Annotated in this window: 20 protein-coding genes and 1 pseudogene; 15 read left to right on the forward strand and 6 right to left on the reverse strand. The window is 69.5% G+C overall.

The window, feature by feature from the left end:
* Positions 1–591, reverse strand: a pseudogene (locus tag E3T23_RS02275) (molybdopterin-dependent oxidoreductase); the annotation flags it as partial.
* A gap of 190 nt (positions 592–781) precedes the next feature.
* Here E3T23_RS02275 and E3T23_RS15890 point away from each other — a divergent pair.
* The 3 genes from E3T23_RS15890 to E3T23_RS02290 all read left to right on the forward strand — a co-directional run bounded on the left by E3T23_RS15890 (position 782) and on the right by E3T23_RS02290 (position 4,636).
* Positions 782–955, forward strand: a complete 174-nt coding sequence (locus E3T23_RS15890; protein WP_338145441.1) for a hypothetical protein — start codon at positions 782–784, stop codon at positions 953–955.
* 77 nt (positions 956–1,032) lie between these two features.
* The gene (locus tag E3T23_RS02285; RefSeq protein WP_241977530.1) at positions 1,033–3,552 is read left to right on the forward strand and encodes a DEAD/DEAH box helicase; all 2,520 of its coding nucleotides are present in this window, start codon (positions 1,033–1,035) and stop codon (positions 3,550–3,552) included.
* 34 nt (positions 3,553–3,586) lie between these two features.
* On the forward strand, positions 3,587–4,636 hold the full coding sequence (locus E3T23_RS02290) for a Gfo/Idh/MocA family protein (protein WP_134368795.1): 1,050 nt from the start codon (positions 3,587–3,589) through the stop codon (positions 4,634–4,636).
* A 139-nt stretch (positions 4,637–4,775) separates the two neighbouring features.
* Here E3T23_RS02290 and E3T23_RS02295 read toward each other — a convergent pair whose 3' ends face one another.
* Both E3T23_RS02295 and E3T23_RS02300 read right to left on the reverse strand, forming a co-directional pair.
* Positions 4,776–5,273 (reverse strand): LysM peptidoglycan-binding domain-containing protein, encoded by a 498-nt coding sequence (locus E3T23_RS02295; RefSeq protein ID WP_134368796.1) that lies wholly within the window; start codon positions 5,271–5,273, stop codon positions 4,776–4,778.
* 108 nt (positions 5,274–5,381) lie between these two features.
* A complete protein-coding gene (locus E3T23_RS02300) occupies positions 5,382–6,755 on the reverse strand; it encodes an L-serine ammonia-lyase (RefSeq protein WP_134368797.1) in 1,374 nt (457 codons plus the stop codon).
* A gap of 90 nt (positions 6,756–6,845) precedes the next feature.
* Here E3T23_RS02300 and E3T23_RS02305 point away from each other — a divergent pair, with 90 nt between their 5' ends.
* The gene (locus E3T23_RS02305; protein ID WP_134368798.1) at positions 6,846–8,021 is read left to right on the forward strand and encodes an FAD-dependent oxidoreductase; all 1,176 of its coding nucleotides are present in this window, start codon (positions 6,846–6,848) and stop codon (positions 8,019–8,021) included.
* 19 nt (positions 8,022–8,040) lie between these two features.
* Here E3T23_RS02305 and E3T23_RS02310 read toward each other — a convergent pair whose 3' ends face one another.
* The 3 genes from E3T23_RS02310 to E3T23_RS02320 all read right to left on the reverse strand — a co-directional run bounded on the left by E3T23_RS02310 (position 8,041) and on the right by E3T23_RS02320 (position 11,904).
* Positions 8,041–9,033, reverse strand: a complete 993-nt coding sequence (locus E3T23_RS02310) for a YeiH family protein (protein WP_134368799.1) — start codon at positions 9,031–9,033, stop codon at positions 8,041–8,043.
* Positions 9,034–9,133: 100 nt separating this feature from the next.
* A complete protein-coding gene (locus E3T23_RS02315; protein WP_134368800.1) occupies positions 9,134–10,234 on the reverse strand; it encodes a fatty acid desaturase family protein in 1,101 nt (366 codons plus the stop codon).
* A gap of 182 nt (positions 10,235–10,416) precedes the next feature.
* Positions 10,417–11,904 carry a dolichyl-phosphate-mannose--protein mannosyltransferase gene (locus E3T23_RS02320; protein WP_134368801.1) on the reverse strand — a complete coding sequence of 496 codons (1,488 nt, stop codon included), beginning with the start codon at positions 11,902–11,904 and terminating at the stop codon, positions 10,417–10,419.
* Positions 11,905–11,943: 39 nt separating this feature from the next.
* Between E3T23_RS02320 and rsmI the strand changes: the two genes are divergently transcribed.
* The 11 genes from rsmI to E3T23_RS02375 all read left to right on the forward strand — a co-directional run bounded on the left by rsmI (position 11,944) and on the right by E3T23_RS02375 (position 23,724).
* Complete coding sequence (rsmI, locus tag E3T23_RS02325) at positions 11,944–12,810, forward strand: 16S rRNA (cytidine(1402)-2'-O)-methyltransferase (RefSeq protein WP_134368802.1); 867 nt, start codon at positions 11,944–11,946, stop codon at positions 12,808–12,810.
* 68 nt (positions 12,811–12,878) lie between these two features.
* Positions 12,879–14,441 (forward strand): methionine--tRNA ligase, encoded by a 1,563-nt coding sequence (gene metG / locus E3T23_RS02330; protein WP_134368803.1) that lies wholly within the window; start codon positions 12,879–12,881, stop codon positions 14,439–14,441.
* Positions 14,434–15,375, forward strand: a complete 942-nt coding sequence (locus tag E3T23_RS02335) for a TatD family hydrolase (protein ID WP_134368804.1) — start codon at positions 14,434–14,436, stop codon at positions 15,373–15,375. Before metG ends, E3T23_RS02335 begins: the two co-directional genes overlap by 8 nt.
* Before the next feature lie 224 nt (positions 15,376–15,599).
* Positions 15,600–16,400, forward strand: coding sequence for a 16S rRNA (adenine(1518)-N(6)/adenine(1519)-N(6))-dimethyltransferase RsmA (gene rsmA, locus E3T23_RS02340; protein ID WP_241977542.1), 801 nt, complete (start codon positions 15,600–15,602; stop codon positions 16,398–16,400).
* A 67-nt stretch (positions 16,401–16,467) separates the two neighbouring features.
* Positions 16,468–17,403, forward strand: a complete 936-nt coding sequence (locus tag E3T23_RS02345; RefSeq protein WP_134368806.1) for a 4-(cytidine 5'-diphospho)-2-C-methyl-D-erythritol kinase — start codon at positions 16,468–16,470, stop codon at positions 17,401–17,403.
* Between the two features lie 137 nt (positions 17,404–17,540).
* Positions 17,541–19,346 carry an ABC-F family ATP-binding cassette domain-containing protein gene (locus E3T23_RS02350; RefSeq protein WP_134368807.1) on the forward strand — a complete coding sequence of 602 codons (1,806 nt, stop codon included), beginning with the start codon at positions 17,541–17,543 and terminating at the stop codon, positions 19,344–19,346.
* 194 nt (positions 19,347–19,540) lie between these two features.
* Positions 19,541–20,410: a MetQ/NlpA family ABC transporter substrate-binding protein gene (locus E3T23_RS02355; protein WP_134368808.1), complete on the forward strand. Its 870-nt coding sequence runs from the start codon at positions 19,541–19,543 to the stop codon at positions 20,408–20,410.
* 57 nt (positions 20,411–20,467) lie between these two features.
* On the forward strand, positions 20,468–21,529 hold the full coding sequence (locus tag E3T23_RS02360) for a methionine ABC transporter ATP-binding protein (RefSeq protein WP_134368809.1): 1,062 nt from the start codon (positions 20,468–20,470) through the stop codon (positions 21,527–21,529).
* 1 nt (position 21,530) lies between these two features.
* Positions 21,531–22,190, forward strand: coding sequence for a methionine ABC transporter permease (locus E3T23_RS02365; protein ID WP_134368810.1), 660 nt, complete (start codon positions 21,531–21,533; stop codon positions 22,188–22,190).
* Between the two features lie 187 nt (positions 22,191–22,377).
* Positions 22,378–22,917 (forward strand): hypothetical protein, encoded by a 540-nt coding sequence (locus E3T23_RS02370; protein WP_134368811.1) that lies wholly within the window; start codon positions 22,378–22,380, stop codon positions 22,915–22,917.
* A 153-nt stretch (positions 22,918–23,070) separates the two neighbouring features.
* On the forward strand, positions 23,071–23,724 hold the full coding sequence (locus E3T23_RS02375) for a lytic transglycosylase domain-containing protein (protein WP_241977532.1): 654 nt from the start codon (positions 23,071–23,073) through the stop codon (positions 23,722–23,724).
* Positions 23,725–23,879 lie beyond the last annotated feature (155 nt).

Consider the following 23,879-nt stretch of genomic DNA (forward strand, 5'->3'; position numbering starts at 1 on the left):
GGCCGCGGCGAGCACGCCCAGTCCGGCGCCGGCCCCCGCCCAGGCCAGGAACCGGCGGCGGTCGGGTGCGGATGCCGCGTCGCCCGCGGGCGCGCGGCGCAGCTGGGTGGTCATGACCGTGAGCAGCACGGCCGAGACCACCATGGCCAGCACCGCGGGCATCGCGTCGAAGGTGACGGTGTTCTCCCGGGACAGGACCGCGAAGACGGCCAGCGCGCCGGCCGCGGCCACGAGGACCCGGCCGACGGGCGGACGCCGGACCTCCAGCATTCCGGCGGCAACCGACAGCAGCAGGGCGCCGAGCGCGACGCAGATCACCAGCACGACCTTGTCGCCCGTACCGAACAGGGCGATGACGAGTTCCTTCAACCAGGCCGGGGCAAGGTCGATGACCAGCGCACCGACGGCGAGGATCGGGCTGCCGGCCGGGGCGAACAGGGCGGCCGCCAGCTCGGCCGCACCGAGGCCGGCGAGGGCGGCGGCCACGCCCGCGGCCGCGGGACGGGTGAGCCCTGCCGAACCGGATCGGGCCGGTGCCTCGGGCGCGGTCGGTGCCGGAAGGGAGGACGAGGAGACGTCGCGGCTGGCCATTCGGCCAGTTTAGATTTGCGGCCTGTGAGTCCTCCCGCAATGGCCTTGATGGCCACGGTGATCGGGCTTATCGTCCCCAGCGTCCATGCTCAAACGGAGGAGAAACCATGCTTGGTCCCATCGACACGATCAACGGGCTCCTCTCCGACGACACCGCCCGGCGTGCCCGGGCCCCATGAAGGGAAGATCAATGCCTCGACGACTGGGCCGACCCGGCCTGGTGGGAACGATGGCCCGCCCCGCGGTGGTGGCCGGAACGGCGACCGCGGTCTCCGGCAACGTGAGCCGGCGCCGACAGGGCAAGACGCACCAGCAGGCCGCCGAGCAGTCGGCACCGGCGAAGACCAGGCTCCTCGGGATCTGATCGCCGCTGTCGGGCGCCGCTCCCGGCCGCCGGCTGCGGAGCGGATGCCCAGTGGGATAGGGCAGGATCGAAGGATCATGGCAACTCTCACCCCTCTCCCGCACGTCACCGATCCCGATGCGCTGTTCGAGGCCTTCGAAACGTGGGCGGGCGATCAGGGTCTCTCCCTCTATCCAGCGCAGGAGGAGGCCCTGATCGAGATCGTCTCGGGGGCGAACCTGATCCTGAGCACACCGACCGGCACCGGCAAATCCCTGGTCGCGGTCGGCGCTCATTTCGCGGCGCTCTCGGCCGGCAAGCGCACCTTCTACACGGCACCGATCAAGGCCCTCGTCAGCGAGAAGTTCTTCGCCCTGGTGGAGATCTTCGGCGCCGAGAACGTGGGCATGATGACGGGGGACTCGTCGGTCAACTCCGACGCCCCGATCATCTGCTGCACGGCCGAGATCCTCGCCAACCTCGCCCTGCGGAACGGTGAGGACACCCCCGTCGACCAGGTCGTGATGGACGAGTTCCACTTCTACGGCGACCCGGACCGCGGCTGGGCCTGGCAGGTGCCGCTGCTGCTCCTGCCCGGGGTGCAGTTCATCCTCATGTCGGCGACCCTCGGCGACGTCACCTTCATCGCCGACGACCTCTCCCGCCGCACCGGTCGTCCCACCGCGGTCGTCACGGGCGTGGAACGGCCGGTGCCGCTGCACTACTACTACGAGACCACGCCCGTGCACGAGACGGTGGAGGAGCTGCTGAAGACCGGGCAGGCTCCGGTCTACATCGTGCACTTCGCGCAGGCCGCCGCCCTCGAGCGGGCCCAGGCCCTCAGCAGCGTCAAGGTCGCCACCAAGGAGCAGAAGGAGGCGATCGCCGAGCTGATCGGGGAGTTCCGCTTCACCACGAGCTTCGGCAAGACCCTGTCCCGGCTGATCCGGATGGGCATCGGCGTGCACCACGCCGGCATGCTGCCGAAGTACCGCCGTCTGGTCGAGCAGCTCGCCCAGCGCGGCCTGCTCCGCGTCATCTGCGGCACCGACACCCTCGGCGTGGGCATCAACGTGCCGATCCGCACCGTGCTGTTCACCGCGCTCACCAAGTACGACGGCGTCAAGATGCGCCAGCTCAACGCCCGCGAGTTCCACCAGATCGCGGGCCGAGCGGGCCGGGCCGGGTATGACACGGCCGGCACAGTGGTCATCCAGGCGCCCGACCACGAGACCGACAACCTCAAGGCCATCGAGAAGGCCGGCGACGACCCCAAGAAGAAGCGCAAGATCATCCGTAAGAAGGCGCCCGAGGGCTTCGTCTCCTGGGGTGAGCCGTCGTTCCAACGGCTCGTGGCGGCCGAGCCCGAAACCATGCACTCGAGCATGCAGATGACCGCGGCGATGCTGATCAACGTGATCGGCCGCGGCGGCGACGCCTTCACCCACGTCTACGACCTGATCTTCGACAACCACGAACCCTGGACGCGGCAGCTCGCGCACGCCCGGCGCGCCCTGGGCATCTACAAGACCCTGCGGGCGGCCGGGATCGTGGAACAAAGCGCGGCCGGGGACATCCGTCTGACCGTTGACCTGCAGCCGAACTTCGCCCTCAACCAGCCTCTGTCGCCGTTCGCGCTCGCCGCGTTCGACCTGCTCGACGCCGACCCCGATGTGGCCGGCCCCGGCAGCGGCCACTACGCCCTCGACATGATTTCCATCGTGGAGGCCACCCTCGACAACCCGCGCCCGGTGCTGATGGGACAACAGTTCGCGGCCCGCGGGGAGGCCGTCAACGCCATGAAGCGTGAGGGCATCGAATACGACGAGCGGATGGCGCTGCTCGAGGAGGTCACCTGGCCCAAGCCGCTCGAGGAGCTGCTGGACTACACCTTCACCACCTACAAGGAATCCCAGCCGTGGATCGCCGACTTCGAGCTGAGCCCGAAGACGGTCGTGCGGGACATGTACGAGCGGGCCATGTCGTTCGGCGAGTTCGTGGCCTTCTATAAGCTCGCCCGCAGCGAGGGCGTCGTGCTGCGCTACCTCTCGGACGCCTACCGGGCCGCCCGGCAGACCATCCCCGACGACGCGAAGACGGAGGATCTGCTCGACCTGATCGAGTGGCTGGGCGAGCTGGTGCGCCAGGTCGACTCGAGCCTGCTCGACGAGTGGGAGGAGCTCATCCACCCGGACCTCGCCGTGCACGCGGATGCCGCGCAGTCGGTGCTGCCGCCCGCGCCGCGCCGCCTGACCGGCAACGCGCGCGCGTTCCGCATCCTGGTGCGCAACGAACTTTTCCGCCGGGTGCAGTTGGCCGCACTCGAGAACTACGACGCGCTGGGCGAACTCGACCGGGAACACGGTTTCCACGCGGATGCCTGGGGCGACGCCATGGACGGCTACTACGCCGAGCACGACGAGCTGCTGACCGGGGCGAATGCGCGTAGCGCGGACCTGATCATCCTCGACGAGGGCGCATCCGTCTGGACCGTGCGGCAGATCTTCGACGACCCGGCGGGGGACCACGACTGGGGGATCAGCGCCACCGTCGACCTGGCCGACTCCGACGAGCTCGGCGCCGCCGTCCTGCGGGTCACCGGGGTGAACCGGCTGTAGGGTGCCGGCGATGAGCCGGGAGTACCGTGGGAGCATGACGCCGTCACCAGCATCCGTCGCCCCCATCCGCACCGGCCTGATCGGGTTCGGCACGTCCGGGCGGGTGTTCCACAGCCCGCTCCTCGCCGCGAACCCGGAGTTCTCGTTGGACCTGATCGTGACCCGGGACCCCGTCCGGCGCGAGCGGGCCGAGGAGCGGCACCCGGGGGTGCGCCTGGTGCCGAGCGCGGACGAGCTGTTCGACGCCGCCGACGCCCTGGACCTGGTCGTGATCGGCTCCCCGTCGGGCACGCACGTCGAGCTCGCCCATGCCGCCCTCGACGCCGGACTCGCCGTGGTCGTCGACAAGCCGTTCGCGCTGACGGCCCGGGAAGGCCGCGGCCTGATCGAGAAGGCCGAGCGGCTCGGCCTGCTCCTCACCGTGTTCCAGAACCGGCGCTGGGACGGCGACTTCCTCACCCTGCGCGGGCTGCTCGCGGCGGGGGCGCTGGGCGAGGTGCGCCGGTTCGAGTCCCGGTTCGAATGGTGGAAGCCGGAGCAGACCAAGGCCTGGAAGGTCGGCGCGACCATCCAGCAGGGCGGCGGGGTGCTCTTCGACCTCGGCGCGCACCTGATCGACCAGGCCCTGCAGCTGTTCGGACCGGTCGACGGCGTGTACGCCGAGACCGTGACCCGGCGCCCGGGCGGGGCCGCCGACGATGACACCTTCGTGGCGCTGCACCACGGGTCGGGGGTGCGCTCCCACCTGTGGATGAACGGCATCGCCGCCCAGGCCGGCCCACGCTTCCACGTGCTCGGCTCCGAATCCGGTTACACCAAGTGGGGACTGGACGGCCAGGAAAACGCCCTCGCGGCGGGCGCCCACCCGACCGACCCTGACTTCGGCGTCGACCCGGAGTCCGCCTGGGGCGTGCTCGGCCGGGACGGCGCACTGACCCGGGTGCCGGCCGAGCGCGGCAATTACGCCGCGTTCTACTCCGGGCTCGCCGACGCGATCCTGCGCGGGGCTCCGGTCCCGGTCGACCCGCACGAGTCGCTGCGCACGATCGCCTTGATCGAGCGCATCAACCTGCTCACGCACTAGCTTGTCCAGACCCGATCGCCGGTGGGCGAGCGTGTCGAGATCCGGTGACACGGCCTCCTGAGGTTCGCCTCGGGCCCCCGCATCCGTGAGCCCGAGGACCGGCCGGCCAGAGGGAAAGGCGGGAATATGCTCGACCGGTCTACCCGGTGGTGGTCCAGTCGAGGTTGATCACGTCCCGGATGTAGATGTCCTCGCCGAGGCCCGACACCGAGGGGTTCATGCGCAGCAATTGCTGCATCGGCACGTTGAACCGCTGGGCGATGGCGAAGAAGTCATCACCTTCCAACACGGTGTAGCTGACCGGGGCGCCCGCACCGTCCGTGACGGGGGCACCGGTGGCGCCGGTGGTGGCTCCGAGGTCGGTGGCTGGGCCCTCGGGCAGGGGCCCGACCGGCACCGCATCGGCGTTGGGCGTGATCGTCGGATTCGGCGTCACCGCGGGCGCGGGCGCGGGCGTCGGTGTCGGCGTCGGTGTCGACGAGGGCGGGGGAGAGGGCGTCGGCGTGACGGTCACGGTGGCGGTGACCGTGGGCGCTGGGGCGGTGGCGCAGCCGACCAGGCCGAGCGGCAGCAGCAGCAGGGCTGCCAGCCCGACTCGCGCGCGGCGGCGAGCGGATGTCGGTCGCGCAGAATCCATCGAATGGCCCCCTTGAAGACAGTGGCGCTCGTTCCCCCGAGCGGTGCTCCCAGCTTAGGCCGCGGGGAACGGTGTCAGTACGAGACCATGATCAGGATTCGATCGTGTTCAGCACTCGATCACGTTGACCGCGAGCCCACCCTCGCTGGTCTCCTTGTACTTGGTCGACATGTCCAGGCCGGTCTGGCGCATGGTCTCGATCACGGTGTCGAGGGAGACGAGGTGGGTGCCGTCGCCGTGCAGGGCCAGCCGGGCGGCCGACACGGCGGTCGAGGCGGCGATGGCGTTGCGCTCGATGCAGGGCACCTGCACGAGCCCGCCGACGGGGTCGCAGGTGAGCCCCAGATGGTGCTCCATCGCGATTTCGGCCGCGTTCTCCACCTGCCGCGGCGTGCCGCCGAGCACGGCGCAGAGGGCGCCGGACGCCATGGCGCAGGCGGAGCCGACCTCGGCCTGGCAGCCGCCCTCCGCCCCGGAAATCGAGGCGTTGGCCTTGACGAGCGACCCGATGGCGACGGCGGTGAGCAGATAGCGGCGGATGCCCGCGGCATCCGCCCCGGGTACGAAGCGGAGGTAGTAGTGGCCGACGGCCGGGATGATGCCGGCCGCGCCGTTCGTGGGGGCGGTGACTACGCGGCCACCGGAGGCGTTCTCCTCGTTGACGGCGAGAGCGAACGCGTGCAGCCATTCGGTCGAGGTGTCGCGTTCGCGCAGAGGCAGCCGGTCGTATTCCTCTAGCTGCATGCGTACGGCTGCGGCGCGACGCTTGACCTGGAGGCCGCCGGGCAGGGTGCCCGTGGTTTCCAACCCGGCCTCGACGCAGACGCGCATCGCCTCCCAGATGGCGTCGAGGCCGGCGTCGAGAGCCTCGGCCCCGTGGATGGCTTCCTCGTTGGCGCGGGCGATATCGCAGATGGAGGCGGCGTAGAGGTCGCAGAGCGCGAGGAGTTCGGCGCTGGAAGAATACTCCCGGGGCTGCGGCACGGCTCTGGTCGGGCCGATCGGGTCGCCGTCGCGACGGATGAAACCCCCACCGATCGAGTACCAGGTCTCCTCGAGCAGGGGCCGGTCGTCATGCCCCCGGGCCGTGAGGGTCAGCGCATTCGGGTGGCCGGGCAGTCGAGTGCGCGCCTCGAAGGTCACATCGTCCTGGCGCACCGGAACGGGATGAGTGCCGCCGAGCAGCAGCACGGCGTCGTCGGCCAGGGAGGACCAGGCTGAGCGCACGTCGTCGGGGTCGCAGGTCTCGGGGCGGAGCCCGGCGAGGCCGGCCAGGACCGCATCGGGCGTGCCGTGTCCGAGCCCGGTCGAGCCGAGCGAGCCGTAGAGGGAGCAGCTGACCCGGGCGACGTCGGAGAGCAGGCCGGCGTCGCGGAGGTGGTCGGCGAAGGTGAGTGCCGCCCGCATCGGGCCGACCGTGTGGGAGCTGGACGGGCCGATCCCGATGGAGAAGAGGTCGAGTGCCGACACATACGCAGTCATCGGCCCATCGTAACCGTGCCCCGGCACGGCTCCGGGATCTGAGCGGCGAATGGTCGTGCGCGCCGTGTTCCGGTCGGGCAGGATGGGGGCATGGAAGAGATCGTGGACACGGTCGTCATCGGCGGCGGGGCGATGGGGTCGGCGACAGCCTGGCAGCTGGCCCGGCGGGGTCGGTCGGTCACCGTTCTGGAGCGGTTCGCGCCCGGGCACGTCAACGGCGCGTCGCACGGCGCCTCCCGCAACTTCAACACCGCCTACGCCGAACCCACGTACGTGTCCATGCTCGCCGAGGCGCTGCCGCTCTGGCGCGAGCTGGAAGCGGAGACGCGGAGCACCCTGCTGAGCCAGGTCGGTGTCGTCAACCACGGGGCGAACCCGTCGTTCGACCAGGTGGCGGCAATGCTGTCCCGGGTGGGTCTGGGGGCCGAGTTCCTTGCGCCGGAGGCCGCGGCCGAACGCTGGCCGGGCATCCGCTTCGACGGCCGGGTGCTGTTCGCCCCCGACGCCGGGCGCGTGAACGCGGATGCCGCGGTGACCGCCCTGCAGGCCGCCGCGGTCGCCGCCGGCGCCGACGTGCGGCACGGCGTCCGCGTGTTGCGGCTGGACGTACAGGGCGACGACCGGGTGCGCGTGACCCACGAGGCGGGCACGATCATCGCCCGCCGCGCCGTCGTCACGGTCGGCGCGTGGACCGGTGGCCTGCTGGCCGGGGTGATCCCGGTGCCGCGCCTCACCGTGACGCAGGAGCAGCCGGCGCACTTCGCGCTGCGGGACGCCTCCCCGGCCGCCGCCGCGCGCGCCGAGACCGAGTGGCCCGGCTTCAACCACACTCCCGCCTGGTCCGACCCGCGCTACGGCTACTGGTACTCGCCGATCTACGGCATGTACACGCCCGGCCAGGGGATCAAGGCCGGCTGGCACGGGGTGGGCCCCGGCACCGAACCGGATGCGCGTAGCTTCCAAGCCGAGCCCGTGCAGCTGGCCGCGCTGGCGCGCTACGTGCGCGAGTGGCTGCCCGGCGCCGACCCCGACACGGCCGACCCGGTCAGCTGCACCTACACGACCACGGTCGACGAGGACTTCGTGCTCGACCGGGTGGGCCCCGTGATCGTGGGCGCCGGGTTCAGCGGCCACGGCTTCAAGTTCACACCGGCGGTCGGGCGCATCCTCGCCGACCTGGCCACGGATGCCGCCGCCGCCCCTCCGCTGTTCGCCATGAACCGGGCGCCGAACCCGCCTGCCGGCGGCTGGCTCGCGCGCCGCTGAGCTGCCGCCGGGCTGCCGCTCAGGGCAGCTGCACGGCCAGGAAGGCGAGGCCGGCGATCAGCGTCCACGAGGTCAGACCCACCCCGAGGGCCTTGCCCCCGGTGCGCCGGATGGACCGGAGGTTCACCGCGGCGCCGAGCCCGAAGAGCGCGATCGCGAGCAGGGAGGTCTGCACGGTGTCCGCGCCGACCAGCACGGCTCCGGGCAGCGGCACGAACGTGCGCACGAGCACGGCGACCAGGAACGCGGCGACAAACAGCGGCACGATCGGCGGACGGAACGCGGGGGCATCCGTCACCGAGGCGAGACGCGTCTCGCGGCGACGTTCGCCGACCGCGACGACGGCGACGAGGGGCGCGAGCAGCAGCACCCGGGTGAGCTTCACGACCACGGCCACGGCCAGTGCGGCCGGCCCGGCGACCTGCGCAGTCGCGACCACCTGGCCGACGTCGTGCACGCCCGCGCCGACCCAGTGCCCGAACTGCAGATCGGTCAGGCCGAGCGGATGCCCCAGCACCGGCAGCACCGCGATGGCCAGCGTGCCGCAGAGGGTGACCAGGGCGATCGGGGTGGCGGTGTCGGCATCCTTCGCCTTGACCACCCCGCTCATCGCGCCGATCGCGGACGCCCCGCAGATCGAGAAGCCGGTGGCGATCAGGATCGGCTGGCGTCCGGGCAGGCGAGCCGCGCGGCCGAGCCAGTAGGTGCCGACGAAGGTGAGCAGCACGATCAGAACGGTGGTCAGGATGGTCACCCAGCCGAGGCCCAGAATGTCCACCAGGCTCAGCTTGAGTCCGAGCAGCACGATGCCGATGCGCATGAATCGGCTCGCCGCGAGCTTCAGGCCCGGGGCCAGGATGCCGGTCACCGCCCGGCGGGTGTGCGGAAGGTTGCCGGCGACGATTCCGAAGACCACCGCGAGGGTGAGCAGCGGCAGTGCGGGGAAGAACGCGTGCACGGTTGCCGCGAGAAGCGCGGCGGCGGCCGCGACCAGCACCCCGGGCAGCCACATTCGAGCAAGTTTACGCGCGGCTGTCCCCCCGAGCCGTCGCCGAACCGACGAAAAAAGGGGGTGCGGACCCTTCCGCACCCCCCCTTCTGTCGGTTCAGGCCTACCGGTGGTGGAACCGGGCGACCATTGGGCAGTCGAACGGGTCGCGGGCGCTGAGTCCGACCCGGTTCAGGTACGCGATGACGATGCCGTAGGACTCGAACAGCGACGTCTCCGTGTAGAGGATGTTGTGGGACTTGCAGTATTCCTTGGTGATCTCCTGCGCCTTGCGCAGGTGCGGCCGGGCCATGTTCGGGAACAGGTGGTGCTCGACCTGGTAGTTCAGCCCGCCCATGAACGTGTCCATGAACGTGCCGCCACGGATGTTGCGGGAGGTGAGCACCTGGCGGCGGAGGAAGTCCACCTTGCTCTCGTGGGGGAGCTGCGGCATGCCCTTGTGGTTCGGCGCGAAGGAGGCCCCCATGTAGACGCCGAAGACGGCCAGCTGCACGCCGATGAACGCGAACGCCATGCCGACGGGCAGGAAGTAGAAGATTGCGGCGACGTAGAGCACGATCCGGGTGGACAGCATGCTGATCTCGAGCCAGCGCTTGTCGACCTTCTTCTTGCCGAAGACGGTCTTGAAGCCCTGCACGTGCAGGTTGAACCCTTCGGCCATCAGCAGCGGGAAGAAGAGATAGCCCTGCTTGCGGGTGACGAACGAGCCGAGCCAGCTGACCTTCGCGGCATCCTCTTCCCGGAAGACGATGAAGTCGGGGGCGATGTCGGGGTCCTTCCCGATCACATTCGGGTTGGCGTGGTGACGGCTGTGCTTGTTCATCCACCAGGCGTAGCTGATGCCGACGAACAGGTTGGCGAGGATGCGTCCGGCGCGGTCGTTCGCGCGGCCGCCCTCGAAGACCTGGCGGTGGGACGCCTCATGCGCGAGGAACGCGTACTGGGTGAGGATGATGCCGAGCACGCCCGCGACGATGAGCTGGTACCAGCTGTCGCCGAGCAGCACGAACGCGGTCCCGGTTCCCAGAGTGGCGAGGACGAGCATGGAGAAGACGAACCAGTAGAAACCGGTGGCGCGCTTGAGGAGGCCAAGGTTGCGCACGGTGTGCAGCAGCGACGAGTACTCGGTGGTGGGGTTTTTCGAATCGCCACCCGGGCGGGTCTTGATGATACGCACCGTGGGTGCGGCAACAGCTTCCGACATGAGGCCTTCGGTTTGTATTCGGACTTCTCAGTCGATGATGGAGCAAGCACTCCTGAAACAGATATCAGTATCCTACGGGCCGGACCTCTTCCGGAGGGGGGTTTTCACACCGCTTTCCCAGTCGCTATATACCCACAGAGGCATATGAGCGCCGTTCAGTTTCCGGGAATCGCACGTGAAAGTCAACGCCAGCCGGGCAGCCAGATATGCAGCTGCCAGAACTGGAACGGGGTCTGGATGCCCGTCCAGAGCGGGTAGAAATAGGCGCTGATGAGCGTCGCCGCCACCAGGAAACCCAGCACGCCCCATCGAGCCCGGGGGAGCAGGAACCCGATCACGAAGGTGAGGCCGAGGATCAGATAGGGCTCGAACGCGATCGTGTAGAACTGGAAGACCGTGCGGTTCAGGTACATCAGCCACGGCAGGTAGCCGGCGACCAGACCCATCAGGATCAGGCCCACCTGCCACTCGCGATAGCGCGCCAGCCGGTACACCAGATAGAACGTCGCCGCCGTGGCCGCCCACCAGATCAACGGGTTCGCGATGCCGGTGATCGCTTCGGAGCAGGTGGTGACGTCGCATCCGTTCTCGCCCAGGGAGGAGCCGCGGTAGTACATGCTGGTCGGGCGGGTCAGGAACAACCAGGTCAGCGGGTTCGCCTGGTACGGATGCGGCGTGGAGAGCCCCACGTGATAGGTGTACGCCGCCACCTGGTAGTGCCAGAAGCTCTGCACGGAGTCCGGCACCCAGGCCAGGGCTCCGGACCACGCGGAGCCCGGCAGGGTCGCCCAGTCGCGGTAGTAGCCCCCCCTGGTGACGAACCAGCCGGTCCAGGACGCCAGGTAGGTGGCGACGGCGACCGGGACGATCAGCAGGAACGTCGCCGGCGCCTGCTTGAGCACGGCGGCGCTCAACCAGAACGGCAGCCCGGCGCGGCGCCGGGCGAGGGCGTCGACGACGACGACGTAGACGCCGAAGGCGGCCAGGAAATAGATCCCCGACCACTTGACGCTGCAGGCGAGTCCGAAGGCGAGACCGGCGGCGAGCAGCCAGGGCCGCCACCAGAGGACAGGCCCCCAGCCGGGTTCCCGCCCGGTGTCACGCGCCCGGGCCAGGCGGGCGGCCAGCCGGGTGGCGTGCCAGGCCCGGTCGAGCAGCACGGCCCCGAACCCGAGGAGGGCGAAGAACATCACGAAGTTGTCCAGCAGGGCCACGCGCGACATCACGATGGCGTTGCCGTCGATGGCGAGGAGGAACCCGGCGATCACGGCCAGCAGGGTCGAACCGAACAGCTTCCTGGCGATCAGCATCAGCAGCACGACGGCCAGCACGCCGATCAGGGCGGTGGCGATCCGCCACGCCCAGCTGTGCTCGGCGCCGCCGAAAGCCATACCCAGCGCGATCAGCCATTTCCCGAGCGGCGGATGCACCACGAAAGACGGGTCGGCCAGGAAGACGTCGGTCTGACCGGCGGCGAAGAGGGCATCCGCGCCCTCGGGCCAGGCCGACTCGTAGCCGTTGTTGAAGAGGGACCAGGCGTCCTTCACATAAAAGGTCTCGTCGAACACCAGCGAGTGCGGGCGGCCGAGGTTCCACAGTCGCAACACCGCCGCCAGCAGGGTCACCGCCAGCGGCCCGGCCCAGCGGAAAACACGGCTTGTCAGGAACACTTGACCATCGTAGTGAGCCGAGGCTGCGAGACTGGGACCATGATCCTCCTGGCTGCCACCCCGATCGGAAACCTGGGCGACGCGTCGACGCGTCTGATCGAGGCGCTCGGCACGATGACGATCATCGCCGCCGAGGACACCCGGGTGACCGTGCACCTGCTCAAGGCGTTGGGCATCGAGAACCGCCCGCGGCTGATCAGCCTGCACGACCACAACGAGCGCGGCAAGGCGGCCGAACTCGTCGAACTCGCCCGCGACACGGACATCCTGGTGCTCAGCGACGCGGGGATGCCGACGGTGTCCGACCCCGGGTTCCACCTGGTGGATGCGGCGGTGGCGGCCGGAGTCGTCGTGTCCGTGCTGCCCGGGCCGTCGGCCGTGCTCGCCGCGCTCGCCGTGTCCGGGCTGCCCACGGACCGGTTCACGTTCGAGGGCTTCCTGCCGCGCAAGCACGGAGACCGGGTCTCCGCCCTGCGCGAGGTGGCCGCGGAGAGGCGCACCATGGTCTTCTTCGAGTCGCCCAACCGGCTGGCGGCCTCCCTGACCGATCTGGCCGCGGTGCTCGGCGCCGAACGCCGGGTCGTGGTCTGCCGGGAGCTGACCAAGTTCTACGAGGAAGTGAAGCGCGGGACCGCGACCGAGCTGGCCGAGTGGGCCGCCGCCGGGGTCAAGGGTGAGATCGCCATCGTGGTCGCCGGGGCGGTGGCACGGGTGCTGGACCTGGAGACCGGGGTGGCCGAGGTGCTCGCACTGGTGGAGTCGGGCATCCGTCTCAAGGATGCCGCCGCCGACGTGTCCGCCGCCACCGGGCTCGGCAAGCGCGCCCTCTACGAGGCGGCGCTGGAGCGGAAGACCGGCAAGCCCGGCGCGGCCCGCACGGACTTCGAGTCGCTCCCGCTGCCCTGATTCGGCCGGAACCCGCCGCGAACGGTGACGGGGCCGGCGTCATCCGCTGCTCCTAATAGGATAAGAGCATGTCCGACGGCTCATCTTTTTACATCACCACGCCCATTTTCTACGTGAATGATGTCCCCCACATCGGGCACGCCTATACCGAGGTGGCCGCCGACGTGCTCGCGCGCTGGCACCGGCAGTCCGGCGAGGACGCCTGGCTGCTCACCGGAACGGACGAACACGGGCAGAAGATCCTGCGCACCGCGACCGCCAACGGTGTCACGCCGAAGGAGTGGGCCGACCGCCTGGTCGAGACCGCCTGGAAGCCGCTGCTGAAGACCGTCGACATTCGCAACGACGACTTCATCCGCACCACCGATGTGCGCCACGAGGAGAACGCGCAGAAGTTCCTGCAGCACCTCTACGACGCCGGCCACATCTACACCGGCGAGTACGAGGGCTTCTACTGCGTCGGCTGCGAGGAGTACAAGCAGCCGAGCGACCTCATCGACGGGGTCGGCGAGTACGCCGGGCAGCAGGTCTGCGCCATCCATTCCATCCCCTGCGAGCTGCTGCACGAGAAGAACTACTTCTTCCGGATGAGCACCTTCACCGACAAGCTCCTCGCCCTGTACGAGGAGAACCCCAACTTCGTGCAGCCCGAATCGGCGCGCAACGAGGTCATCTCCTTCGTGAAGCAGGGCCTGTCCGACCTGTCGATCTCCCGCTCCAGCTTCGACTGGGGCATCAAGGTGCCGTGGGACGACAGCCACGTCGTCTACGTGTGGTTCGACGCCCTTTTGAACTACATCACCGCCGCCGGCTACGGCCACGACGACGAGAAGTTCAGTCGCCTCTGGCCGGCGACGCACGTCGTGGGCAAAGACATCCTGCGCTTCCACGCCGTGATCTGGCCCGCCATGCTGCTCGCAGCAGGCATCGAGGTGCCCCGACAGGTCTTCGGCCACGGCTGGCTGCTCGTGGGCGGCGAGAAGATGAGCAAGTCCAAGCTCACCGGCATCGCCCCGAGCCAGATCACCGACACGTTCGGCTCCGACGCCTTCCGCTACTACTTCATGCGCGCCATCAGCTTCGGCCAGGACGGCTCCTTCTCCTGGGAGGACCTGTCCGCCCGATACCAGTCCGAGCTGGCCAACGGCTTCGGCAACCTCGCCTCCCGCGTGATCGCCATGGTCGTGCGCTACTGCGACGGCGAGATCCCCGTCGCCGGCGAGTTCAGCGAGGCCGACGAGCTCATTCGCGGCACCGAGAAGCGGGTGACGGATGCCGCGACACTGGCCATCAGCCACCTCGCCATCCACGACGCCATCGTCGCGATCTGGGAGCTGGTCGACGAGCTCAACGGCTATATCACCGTCCAGGAGCCCTGGGCGCTCGCGAAGGACCCCGCCAACCGGGCTCGTCTCGAGGCCGTTCTCGTCACCGCCGTGCGCGGACTGGGCACGCTGGCCGTGCTGCTCTCACCGGTCGTGCCGCAGGCCACCGCGAAGCTCTGGACCGCGCTCGGCGGCACCGGTCTGGTCACCGACCAGCGCATCGACCGGGCCTGGGAGTGGACCGGCGGCCCGCGGGTCTCCCCGCTCGAAGCGCTGTTCCCGCGTATCGAGGCCACGGTTGGCTGACGAGCCCGGGCCCGTGCGCCAGCGGGACCAGGGTGCCGGCCGGGACCTGAACTATCCGCCGCTGCCCGAGCCGCTGGTGGTCGCGGTCTACGACAACCACACCCACCTTGAGATCGCCGACGGCGAACAGTCGCTCAGCGTGGCCGACCAGCTCGACCGCGCCTCCAGCGTCGGCGTGCGCGGCGTCATCCAGGTCGGCGGCGACCTGGAAACCTCGCGCTGGTCCGCCGCGATGGCCGCCCGGGAGCCGCGCATGCTCGCGGCCGTCGCCATCCACCCCAACGAGGCCCCGGTCTACGACGCCGCCGGCACCCTCGACGATGCCCTGGCCGAGATCGCCGAGCTGGCCACCCGACCCCGCGTGGTCGCCATCGGGGAGACCGGCCTGGACTTCTTCCGCACCGGCCCGGAGGGGCACGCCAGCCAGTACCGCTCGTTCGAGGCGCACATCGACATCGCCAAGCGGAACGGGCTCGCGCTTCAGATCCACGACCGGGACGCCCACGCCGCGGTGATCGAGACGCTGCTGCGGGTCGGCGCACCCGAGCGCACCGTCTTCCACTGCTTCTCCGGCGACGCCGAGATGGCCCGCATCCTCGCCGACAACGGCTGGTACCTCTCCTTCGCCGGAACCGTCACCTTCAAGAACGCAAAGAACCTGCGTGAGGCCCTGGCCGCGGTGCCGCGCGCCCTGTTACTGGTCGAGACGGATGCCCCGTTCCTCACCCCCGCACCCTTCCGCGGCCGCCCGAACGCGCCGTACCTGCTGCCGCACACCCTGCGCGCCATGGCCGACCACCTCGAAACGGATGCCACCATCCTCGCCACCCAGATTTCGTCCAACACCGAGCTCGTCTACGGACGCTGGGACGCCGAACCGGTTTCTGTTGCCGAGACCCAGCCCGGCACCAGCCCGTTCGGAGGCCTCGCATGACCCCGCGCCACGGCTACGACCCCGGAGACGAACCCGAGGCCGGGACCCGCCCCGCCGGTGACGCAGAGACCGCCGGCCGGCACGCCGCGCCGGTCGACGCTGCCGACACGCCCGAAGCGGATGCCGAGCCGGCTGCCGTCGCCCCCGTGTCCGCTCCCGCGTCCGCCGCCACGCCCGCCGCACGGTCCCTCCTCGGCCCTGCCGAAATCCGCGACCTGGCCGAGATGCTGGGCGTCAACCCCACCAAGAAGCTCGGCCAGAACTTCGTCATCGACGGCAACACCGTCCGCCGCATCGTCAAGGTCGCAACCGTCTCACCCGGCGACACCGTGCTGGAGGTCGGCCCCGGGCTGGGCTCCCTCACCCTGGGGTTGCTCGAGACCGGCGCGAGCGTCGTGGCCGTGGAGATCGATGACCGCCTCGCCGAGCAGCTGCCGCTGACGGTCGAGCTGATGCACCCGGGCGCGCCGCTCACCGTCATCCGTGACGACGCGCTGAAGATCACCGACCTGCCCGGCGACCCGAGCCGCCTCGTGGCGAACCTGCCCTACAACGTTTCGGTGCCGGTGCTGCTCTACCTGCTGGAGCACTTCGCCTCCATCCGGGCCGGAGTGGTCATGGTGCAGGCGGAAGTGGGGGAGCGCCTCGCGGCGCCGCCCGGCAGCAAGGTTTACGGCAGCCCGAGCGTCAAGGCCGCCTGGTACGGGTCGTTCCGAACGGCCGGCAAGGTCAGCCGACAGGTGTTCTGGCCGGTCCCGGGCGTCGATTCGATCCTGATCGCCTTCGACCGGCGTGCCCAACCGCTCGAATCGGAGGAACTGCGCCGTGCCACCTTCGCGCTCGTCGACGCCGCGTTCCAGCAGCGCCGCAAGATGCTGCGCCAGTCGCTGTCCGCCGTTCTCGGCGACTCGACGAGTGCCACCGAGGTCATGACCCGCGCCGGAATCGACCCCACCGAACGCGGCGAGCAGCTCACGGTCGAGAACTTCCTCGCGATCGCGCGCGCCCAGCTCAGCGGACGCTGACGGGTGGCCGCCGCGGGGCAGTAGCCGCGGGGCAGTAGCCACGGGGCGGCTGGGCTAGGTTAGTCACATGACCAACCCGGCCGCTTCCCTCGTGGTGCATGCGCGGGCGCCCGGCAAGATCAACGTCTTTCTCAAAGTCGGTGCGGTCCTCGAAGACGGGTACCACGAGGTCGCCACCGCCTACCAGGCCGTGTCGCTGTTCGAAGACGTGCGGGCCTGGCCGGCCGACGACTTCTCGGTCGAGTTCACCGGGCCCATCGACGCCTCCGGCCTCGCCGTCGACGGCAGCAACCTCGCCATCAAGGCCGCGCGCGCCCTGGCCCGCCAGGCCGGCTATCGCGGCGGAGTGCGCCTCTCGATTGCGAAGAACGTGCCGATCGCCGGCGGTATGGGCGGCGGGTCGGCGGATGCCGCGGCCACCCTCCTGGCCTGCGACACCCTCTGGGGAACCGACGCCACCCGCGACGACCTCATCACGATCGCCGCGACCCTCGGCGCCGACGTCCCGTTCGCCTTCACCGGCGGCACCGCCGTCGGCACCGGCCGCGGCGACCAGCTCAGCCCGGCCCTGGCCAAAGGCCAGTTCCACTGGGTGCTCGCCCTCGCCGACTTCGGCCTCTCGACGCCCGGCGTCTACAACGAGCTCGACCGCCACCGCGAGCGCCACGCCCAGGACATCTTCCCCGCCCAGCTCCAGCCCACCGTCGACGCCAACGTGCTGCAGGCGCTGCGGGCCGGCGACCCGCGGATGCTCGCCGAGGCCCTGCACAACGACCTGCAGGCCCCCGCACTGCACCTGGCCCCGGGGCTCGGGCAGGTGCTGGAACTGGGCGAGGCCAACGGCGCCCTGGCCGGTCTACTCTCCGGCTCCGGCCCGACCGTGGCCTTCCTGGTCGCGGATGCCGACAGCGCCCTCGAATTGCAGGTCGCCCTGAGCGCGGCCCGCCTGCGCGTGGTGCGTGCCACCGGGCCGGTGCACGGGGCGCGCATCATCCACGACTAGCTCCCGCTTGCCGTAACTGTTGCCCGGTCGGACATCTGTCGCCGGTGTGCCGGCAACAGATGTCCGATTAGGCGACAGTCCGGCTGCCGAACGGGTGCGCGCGGGGCTCTCAGCCGCGCCAGCTAAACTCGAAGGCTATGGCACATTTGCTCGGGGCCGAGTCCCTGCACCTTGAATTTCCCACCCGCGTCATTTTTGACAGCGTCACCGCCGGTCTCAACGAAGGCGACCGGATCGGTGTCGTCGGCCGCAACGGCGACGGCAAGTCCACCCTCATGCGCCTGCTCGCCGGCCGGATGGAACCCGACTCCGGACGCGTCACGCGCCGGCGCGGCGTCACCATCGGCATGCTGGACCAGTCCGACGACCTGGCCTCCGGTCAAACCGTGGGCTACACCATCGTCGGCGGCATCGACGAGCACGTCTGGGCGGGCGACTCCAAGGTCCGCGACGTCATCGCGGGACTCGTGCGGGACATCCCCTGGGACGCCCTCGTCGACGACCTCTCCGGTGGCCAGCGCCGCCGGGTGGCCCTCGCCGCCGTGCTGATCGGCGACCACGACGTCATCTTCCTCGACGAGCCCACCAACCACCTCGACGTGGAGGGCATCTCCTGGCTGGCCGGCCACCTGCGCACCCGGTGGGCCACGAACTCCGGCGGCCTGGTGGTCGTCACCCACGACCGGTGGTTCCTCGACGAGGTCTGCAACCTGACCTGGGAAGTGCACGATCGCCTGATCGAACCGTTCGAGGGTGGCTACGCCGCCTACATCCTGCAGCGCGTCGAACGCGACCGGATGAGCAGCGTGATGGAGGGCAAGCGCCAGAACCTGATGAAGAAGGAACTGGCCTGGCTGCGGCGCGGAGCCCCCGCCCGCACAGCGAAGCCCAAGTTCCGCATCGACGCCGCCAACGAGCTGATCGAGAACGAGCCGCCGCCCCGCGACACCGTGTCGATGCAGTCGATGGCCATGCAGCGCCTCGGCAAGGATGTCGTCGACCTGATCGACATCGGCGTGAAGTTCGGCGCGAAGACCGTGTTGAACGACATCACCTGGCGCATCGCACCGGGCGAGCGCACCGGCATCATGGGTGTCAACGGCGCCGGCAAGAGCACCCTGCTGAATCTGGTGGCCGGCACCCTCCAGCCCACCACCGGCACGGTCAAGCGCGGCAAGACCATCAAGGTCGCCGTGCTCACCCAGCAGCTGTTCGAACTCGACGGTATCCAGAACGACCGGGTCAGCGAGGTCATCGGCCGACAGAAGACGTCGTACATGGCCGGCGGCAAGGAAATCACGCCCGGGCAGATGCTCGAGCGCATGGGATTCATGAGCGCCCAGCTGACCACCCAGGTCAAGGACCTCTCCGGCGGCCAGAAGCGGCGCCTGCAACTGCTGCTGATCGTGCTCGACGAGCCGAACGTGCTGATCCTCGACGAGCCCACCAACGACCTGGACACCGACATGCTGGCGGCGATGGAAGACCTGCTCGACTCCTTCCCCGGCACCCTGCTCGTCGTCTCGCACGACCGCTACCTGATCGAGCGGGTCACCGACAACCAGTACGCGGTCACGGAGGGTGCCTTCCGGCACCTGCCCGGCGGCGTCGACCAGTACCTCGAGATGCGCAAGCAGCAGGTCAGCGGCAACGACAAGCCCGCCGCCGCGAACGCGTCCAACACCTCGGGCGGCAAGGCGTCACGCAAGCTCGCCATCGGCGGCGCCGACCTCCGCAACGCGCAGAAGGAACTGGCCTCCATCGACCGCAAGGTCGCCAAGCAGAACGCCCGGATCGCGGCGCTGCACGAGAGCCTCGCCGTGCACGACCAGTCCGACTTCGACGGGCTCGGCGCGCTGAGCACCGAACTGCACGGACTCGAGTCCACCATCGCGGGCTTCGAAACGCGTTGGATCGAACTGTCTGAGCTGATCGAGGGCTGACGTCGCAGATACTGTGACCGCGTGTGACGCAGGAGCGCACGCGGCGCAGGATCGCCCGATAACCTTGGAACGTGCCTCGCGATGCAGCGGCACAGACTCCCACCCCTTTTGTCCCGTGGTTCTTCTGTGCCCGAAAATGCGTCGGCACCCACCGCCGGAAACACGGCAGCCACAGCCAACCAGGGAGTCCCATCGTGAAGAAGAAACTGCTCGCCGCCCTCGCGGTCGTACCACTCATCGCCCTACTCGCCGGTTGCTCCGGTGCGGCTGCCGACGAGACCGTCAAGATCGGCGTCGTCGGCGCCAGCGACCCGTACTGGGCCGTCTATGAGAAAGCAGCGGCGGATGCCGGCATCACGGTCGACATCGTCGACTTCGCCGAATTCGGGCAGCCGAACCCGGCCCTGTCCGCGGGCGAACTCGACCTGAACCAGTTCCAGCACATCGTCTACCTCGCCGAGTACAACGTGGCCGGAAAGCAGGACCTCACGCCCATCGGCGCCACGGCGATCTACCCGCTCGCCCTCTACTCGACCCGGTACGACAAGGTCAGCGAAATCAAGAAGGGCGACACCGTCGCCGTGCCGAACGACGCGAGCAACCTGGCCCGCGCGCTGCTCGTGCTGCAGTCGGCGAAACTGATCACGCTGACCGACGGCGGCAGCATCTACTCGACCCTCGACGACATCGACACGAAAAAGTCCAAGGTCACCGTGACCGCGCTCGAGGCCTCGCTCACCGCCACCTCGCTGCCCGACGTCGCCGCCGCGATCATCAACAACGACTTCGTCGAGAAGGCCGGCCTCAAGGTCGAAGACGCCCTCGCCCAGGACGACCCCAGCGACCCCAACGCGCTGCCGTACGTGAACGTCTTCGCGGCCCGCGCCGAGGACAAGGACAACGCCACCTACCAGAAGCTGGTCGAGATCTACCAGACCACGAAGGCCGTTCAGGATGGCGTGCTCGCCGTGTCCGGCGGTTCCGCAGTGCTGGTCCAGACCCCGGTCACCGACCTCGAGGCCTCCCTCGCCACCGTCGAGGACGACACCAGGGCCCAGAAATAGCGCCACCCGCCCAGCCCGGCACCACTCAGCACCACGCCAGCGAAGTAAGGACGTTCCATGCCTGCCCCCAGCCCCGTTGTCGAACTTCGTGAGGTGAGCAAGGTGTACCCGCCCACGACCAGGGGCGGGGCCGAGGTCGTCGCCATCGACAAGGTCAGTCTCACGATCGACGCCGGCGACGTCTACGGCATCATCGGCTACTCGGGGGCAGGCAAGAGCACCCTGGTGCGGCTCGTGAACGCCCTCGAACGGTCCACGTCGGGCGAGATCCTGATCAACGGGCAGGACATCGCCCGCCTTCCTGAACGGGAGCTGCGCCCGGTGCGGCTGGGCATCGGCATGATCTTCCAGCAGTTCAACCTGCTGGGGTCCCGAACTGTCGCGGCCAACGTCGCCTACCCGCTCGAGGTGGCCGGCCGGTCGAAGGAGACCCGCCGGGCCCGGGTCGCCGAGATGCTCGACTTCGTCGGGCTCGGCGACAAGGCGGGCGCGTACCCCGACCAGCTCTCCGGCGGCCAGAAACAGCGCGTGGGCATCGCGCGGGCCCTGGCCGGCCAGCCGAGCATCCTGCTCGCCGACGAGGCCACCAGCGCGCTCGACCCGGAGACCACCTCCGAAGTGCTCGACCTCCTCGGGCGGGTCAACAAGGAATTCGGGGTCACCATCATCGTGATCACGCACGAAATGGATGTCATCCAGACCCTGGCGACCAAGGTCGCCGTGATGGACCAGGGCCGGGTGATCGAGCGCGGCGACGTGTTCGACGTGTTCTCGAACCCTCAGCAGGCGGCATCCGCCCGGTTCGTCTCGACCGTGGTCAAGGGTCTCCCTTCTTCGTCGGAACTCGCGGTGCTGCGCCGGCGGCACCCGGGCCGCCTCGTGACACTGGCGTTCCGGGACAGCAGCGTCGACCAGGCCCGGGTGTTCGGCGAGTTCGCCGACGCCGGCGTCACCTTCGAGGTCGTCTACGGCGGCATCAACGAGATCCAGGGCCGATCCTTCGGGCACCTGACGCTCGCCCTGGCCGCGCCGCGGACAACGGATGCCGCGGGCGACGCGGCCATCGACGCCGCCCTCGACCGGGTTCGAACCCTGACGACCGTGACGGAGGTGCGCTGAAATGGACAGCCTGATCGACCTGATGCCCGAACTCTGGATCGCCGCGGGGGAGACCCTCTACATCGTCGGCCTCACCCTCTTCTTCGGCGGGATCGGCGGCCTGCTCGTGGGGCTCGGCCTGTACCTGACCCGGGCCGGCAGCATCCTCGAGAACCGCGGGGTCTTCGTGGTGCTCAACCTGCTCGTGAACATCGTGCGGCCGATCCCGTTCATCATCTTCCTGGCCGCCGCCCAGCCGCTGGCCCGGGTCGTGGTCGGAACCGGCATCGGCAACGCGGCGATCATCTTCACGATCTCGCTCGCGGCATCCTTCGCCATGGGGCGCATCGTGGAGCAGAACCTGCTCACCGTGACGCCCGGCGTGATCGAGGCGGCCCGCAGCGTGGGGGCCGGACCGATCCGGATCATCTTCACGGTGCTGCTGCCCGAAGCGCTCGGTCCGCTCATCCTCGGCTACACCTTCATCTTCGTGGCGCTGGTGGACATGTCCGCGGTCGCCGGCTACGTCGGGGGCGGCGGCCTCGGAAACTTCGCGCTGCTCTACGGCTACCGCCAGTTCAACCCGGTCGTGACCTGGGCGGCCGTGCTGCTGATCATCGTGCTGGTGCAACTGGTGCAGTTCCTCGGAAACTGGCTGGCGCGGAAGGCATTCCGCCGGTAGCCCCACCCCCCCCCGAGTGCGGGGTATCTTTCGCGAGCTGTTACGACGGCGGTCATTGCTCGTTCACCTCCGGTTCAGGTGATTTCCCCGGATCGNGGCTCGAAAGTACTCGCGGGGTCGGCCCATCCGAGCCGGTTACACGTCATCGTGCCCCCTTCGCTGCCCCATCCTTGCCCAGGGAGTCACCGTGTCGCCGAACCCGAGCATCGTCTTCTCGGCGTTTAAATCCGCCGCCGACCCTCGCTTGCACGGCTGGGTGGCCTTCCGCGAGAGCGTGCAGAACGTTGCCACTCCGGTTCGGGCGGTCGCCATACCTGACGGGCACCGCGCCGGCCCCGCGGTCACGGGAGTGCCGCGGCACTCCGGAATCTGGCGCCTGCTTGCCTCGAACAGCCGCGAGCTCGGCCGCAGCTCTTCCGTCTACGTCACCTTCTCCAGTGCGCGAGCCCACGTTCTCGAGCTCAAGGGCCAGTGCGATTCGATGGTCGCCACGGTTGTCACGGGTCCCCGGGCCGGCACGCACGGCTGGGTGATCAGCGTCGATGGTGTTGTCGTGATGACCGCAGGACGCTGGTACGGCGCAGCGTCGACCAGCCGCGAAGCCTCGGCCGGGACCATCGAGGCCTTCCAGAGCGCGATCGTCGCCGCGGACGCCCGTCACGCGACCGAGGCAGGGCAGCGCGGCAAGCGAGTGCTCTCCGACGAGGAACGGGCCCTGTCCTGGTGACCGTGCTCGAGCGCCGCGGAGCCCCCATGATCGCCACCGTCGGGGGCCTGTCTGTGCTCGGCTGGCTGGTCTTCGGCTTGCTGGTACCCGGTTTCCAGGCACCAGAGGGTGCGGGCGAGTGTCGCGCGGACCGCGGCGGTGGTCATCACGACCGTGCCCACAGGGATTGCCACACCGCTGCCCGAAGCCGAGCCGGCGTCCGCGGCCAGTGCCACTCCGGTGGCTCCGCCTCTACTCGTCGGCAATGCGGCACTTGCCGACCCGGTCTGGGCCGCCCGCGTCGCACAGGAGACCGGCATACCGATGCGCGCCTTGCTCGGCTATGCAGGGGCCTCGCTGGCCCTGGCGGCCGAACAGTCGGGCTGCCACCTCGGTTGGAATACCCTCGCTGCCCTCGGCAGCGTCGAATCCGGACACGGCACCCACGACGGATCCGCGCTCGGTGCGGACGGCACCGCCCTCCCGGGCATCTTCGGCCCCGCACTCGACGGCAGCGCCTTCGCCGCGATCAGCGATACCGACCGCGGAGCCTGGGACGGCAGCAGCGAATGGGACCGTGCGGTCGGACCCCTGCAGTTCATTCCCGCGACCTGGGAGCGGTGGGGCGCCGACGGCAACGGCGATGGCGTTGACGACCCGCAACAGATCGACGATGCCGCCCTGGCCGCCGGCCGATACCTCTGCCACTACGGCGAGCTGTCCCGGCCCGAGCGGTGGCGCACCGCCGTATTCGCGTTCAACCACGTCGATTCCTATGTGGACACGGTGGCCGCGACGGCGAATTCGTACGCCGTGCCGGCCGGCTGATCAGCTCCGTTGACGGCAGCTGTCACGCCGGCTCAACTCTCCACCCCGCGTCCACCTCTAGCTGGACAAATCGACGCTCAATGTTAACCCAGCGGCTCAAACATATCTCTCGGACGTGACATCTTCCCGCGCGTTCCGCTCCCCACACCCCTGAA

It is taken from the genome of Cryobacterium cheniae (assembly GCF_004403395.1).
Taxonomy (GTDB): Bacteria; Actinomycetota; Actinomycetes; order Actinomycetales; family Microbacteriaceae; genus Cryobacterium; species Cryobacterium cheniae.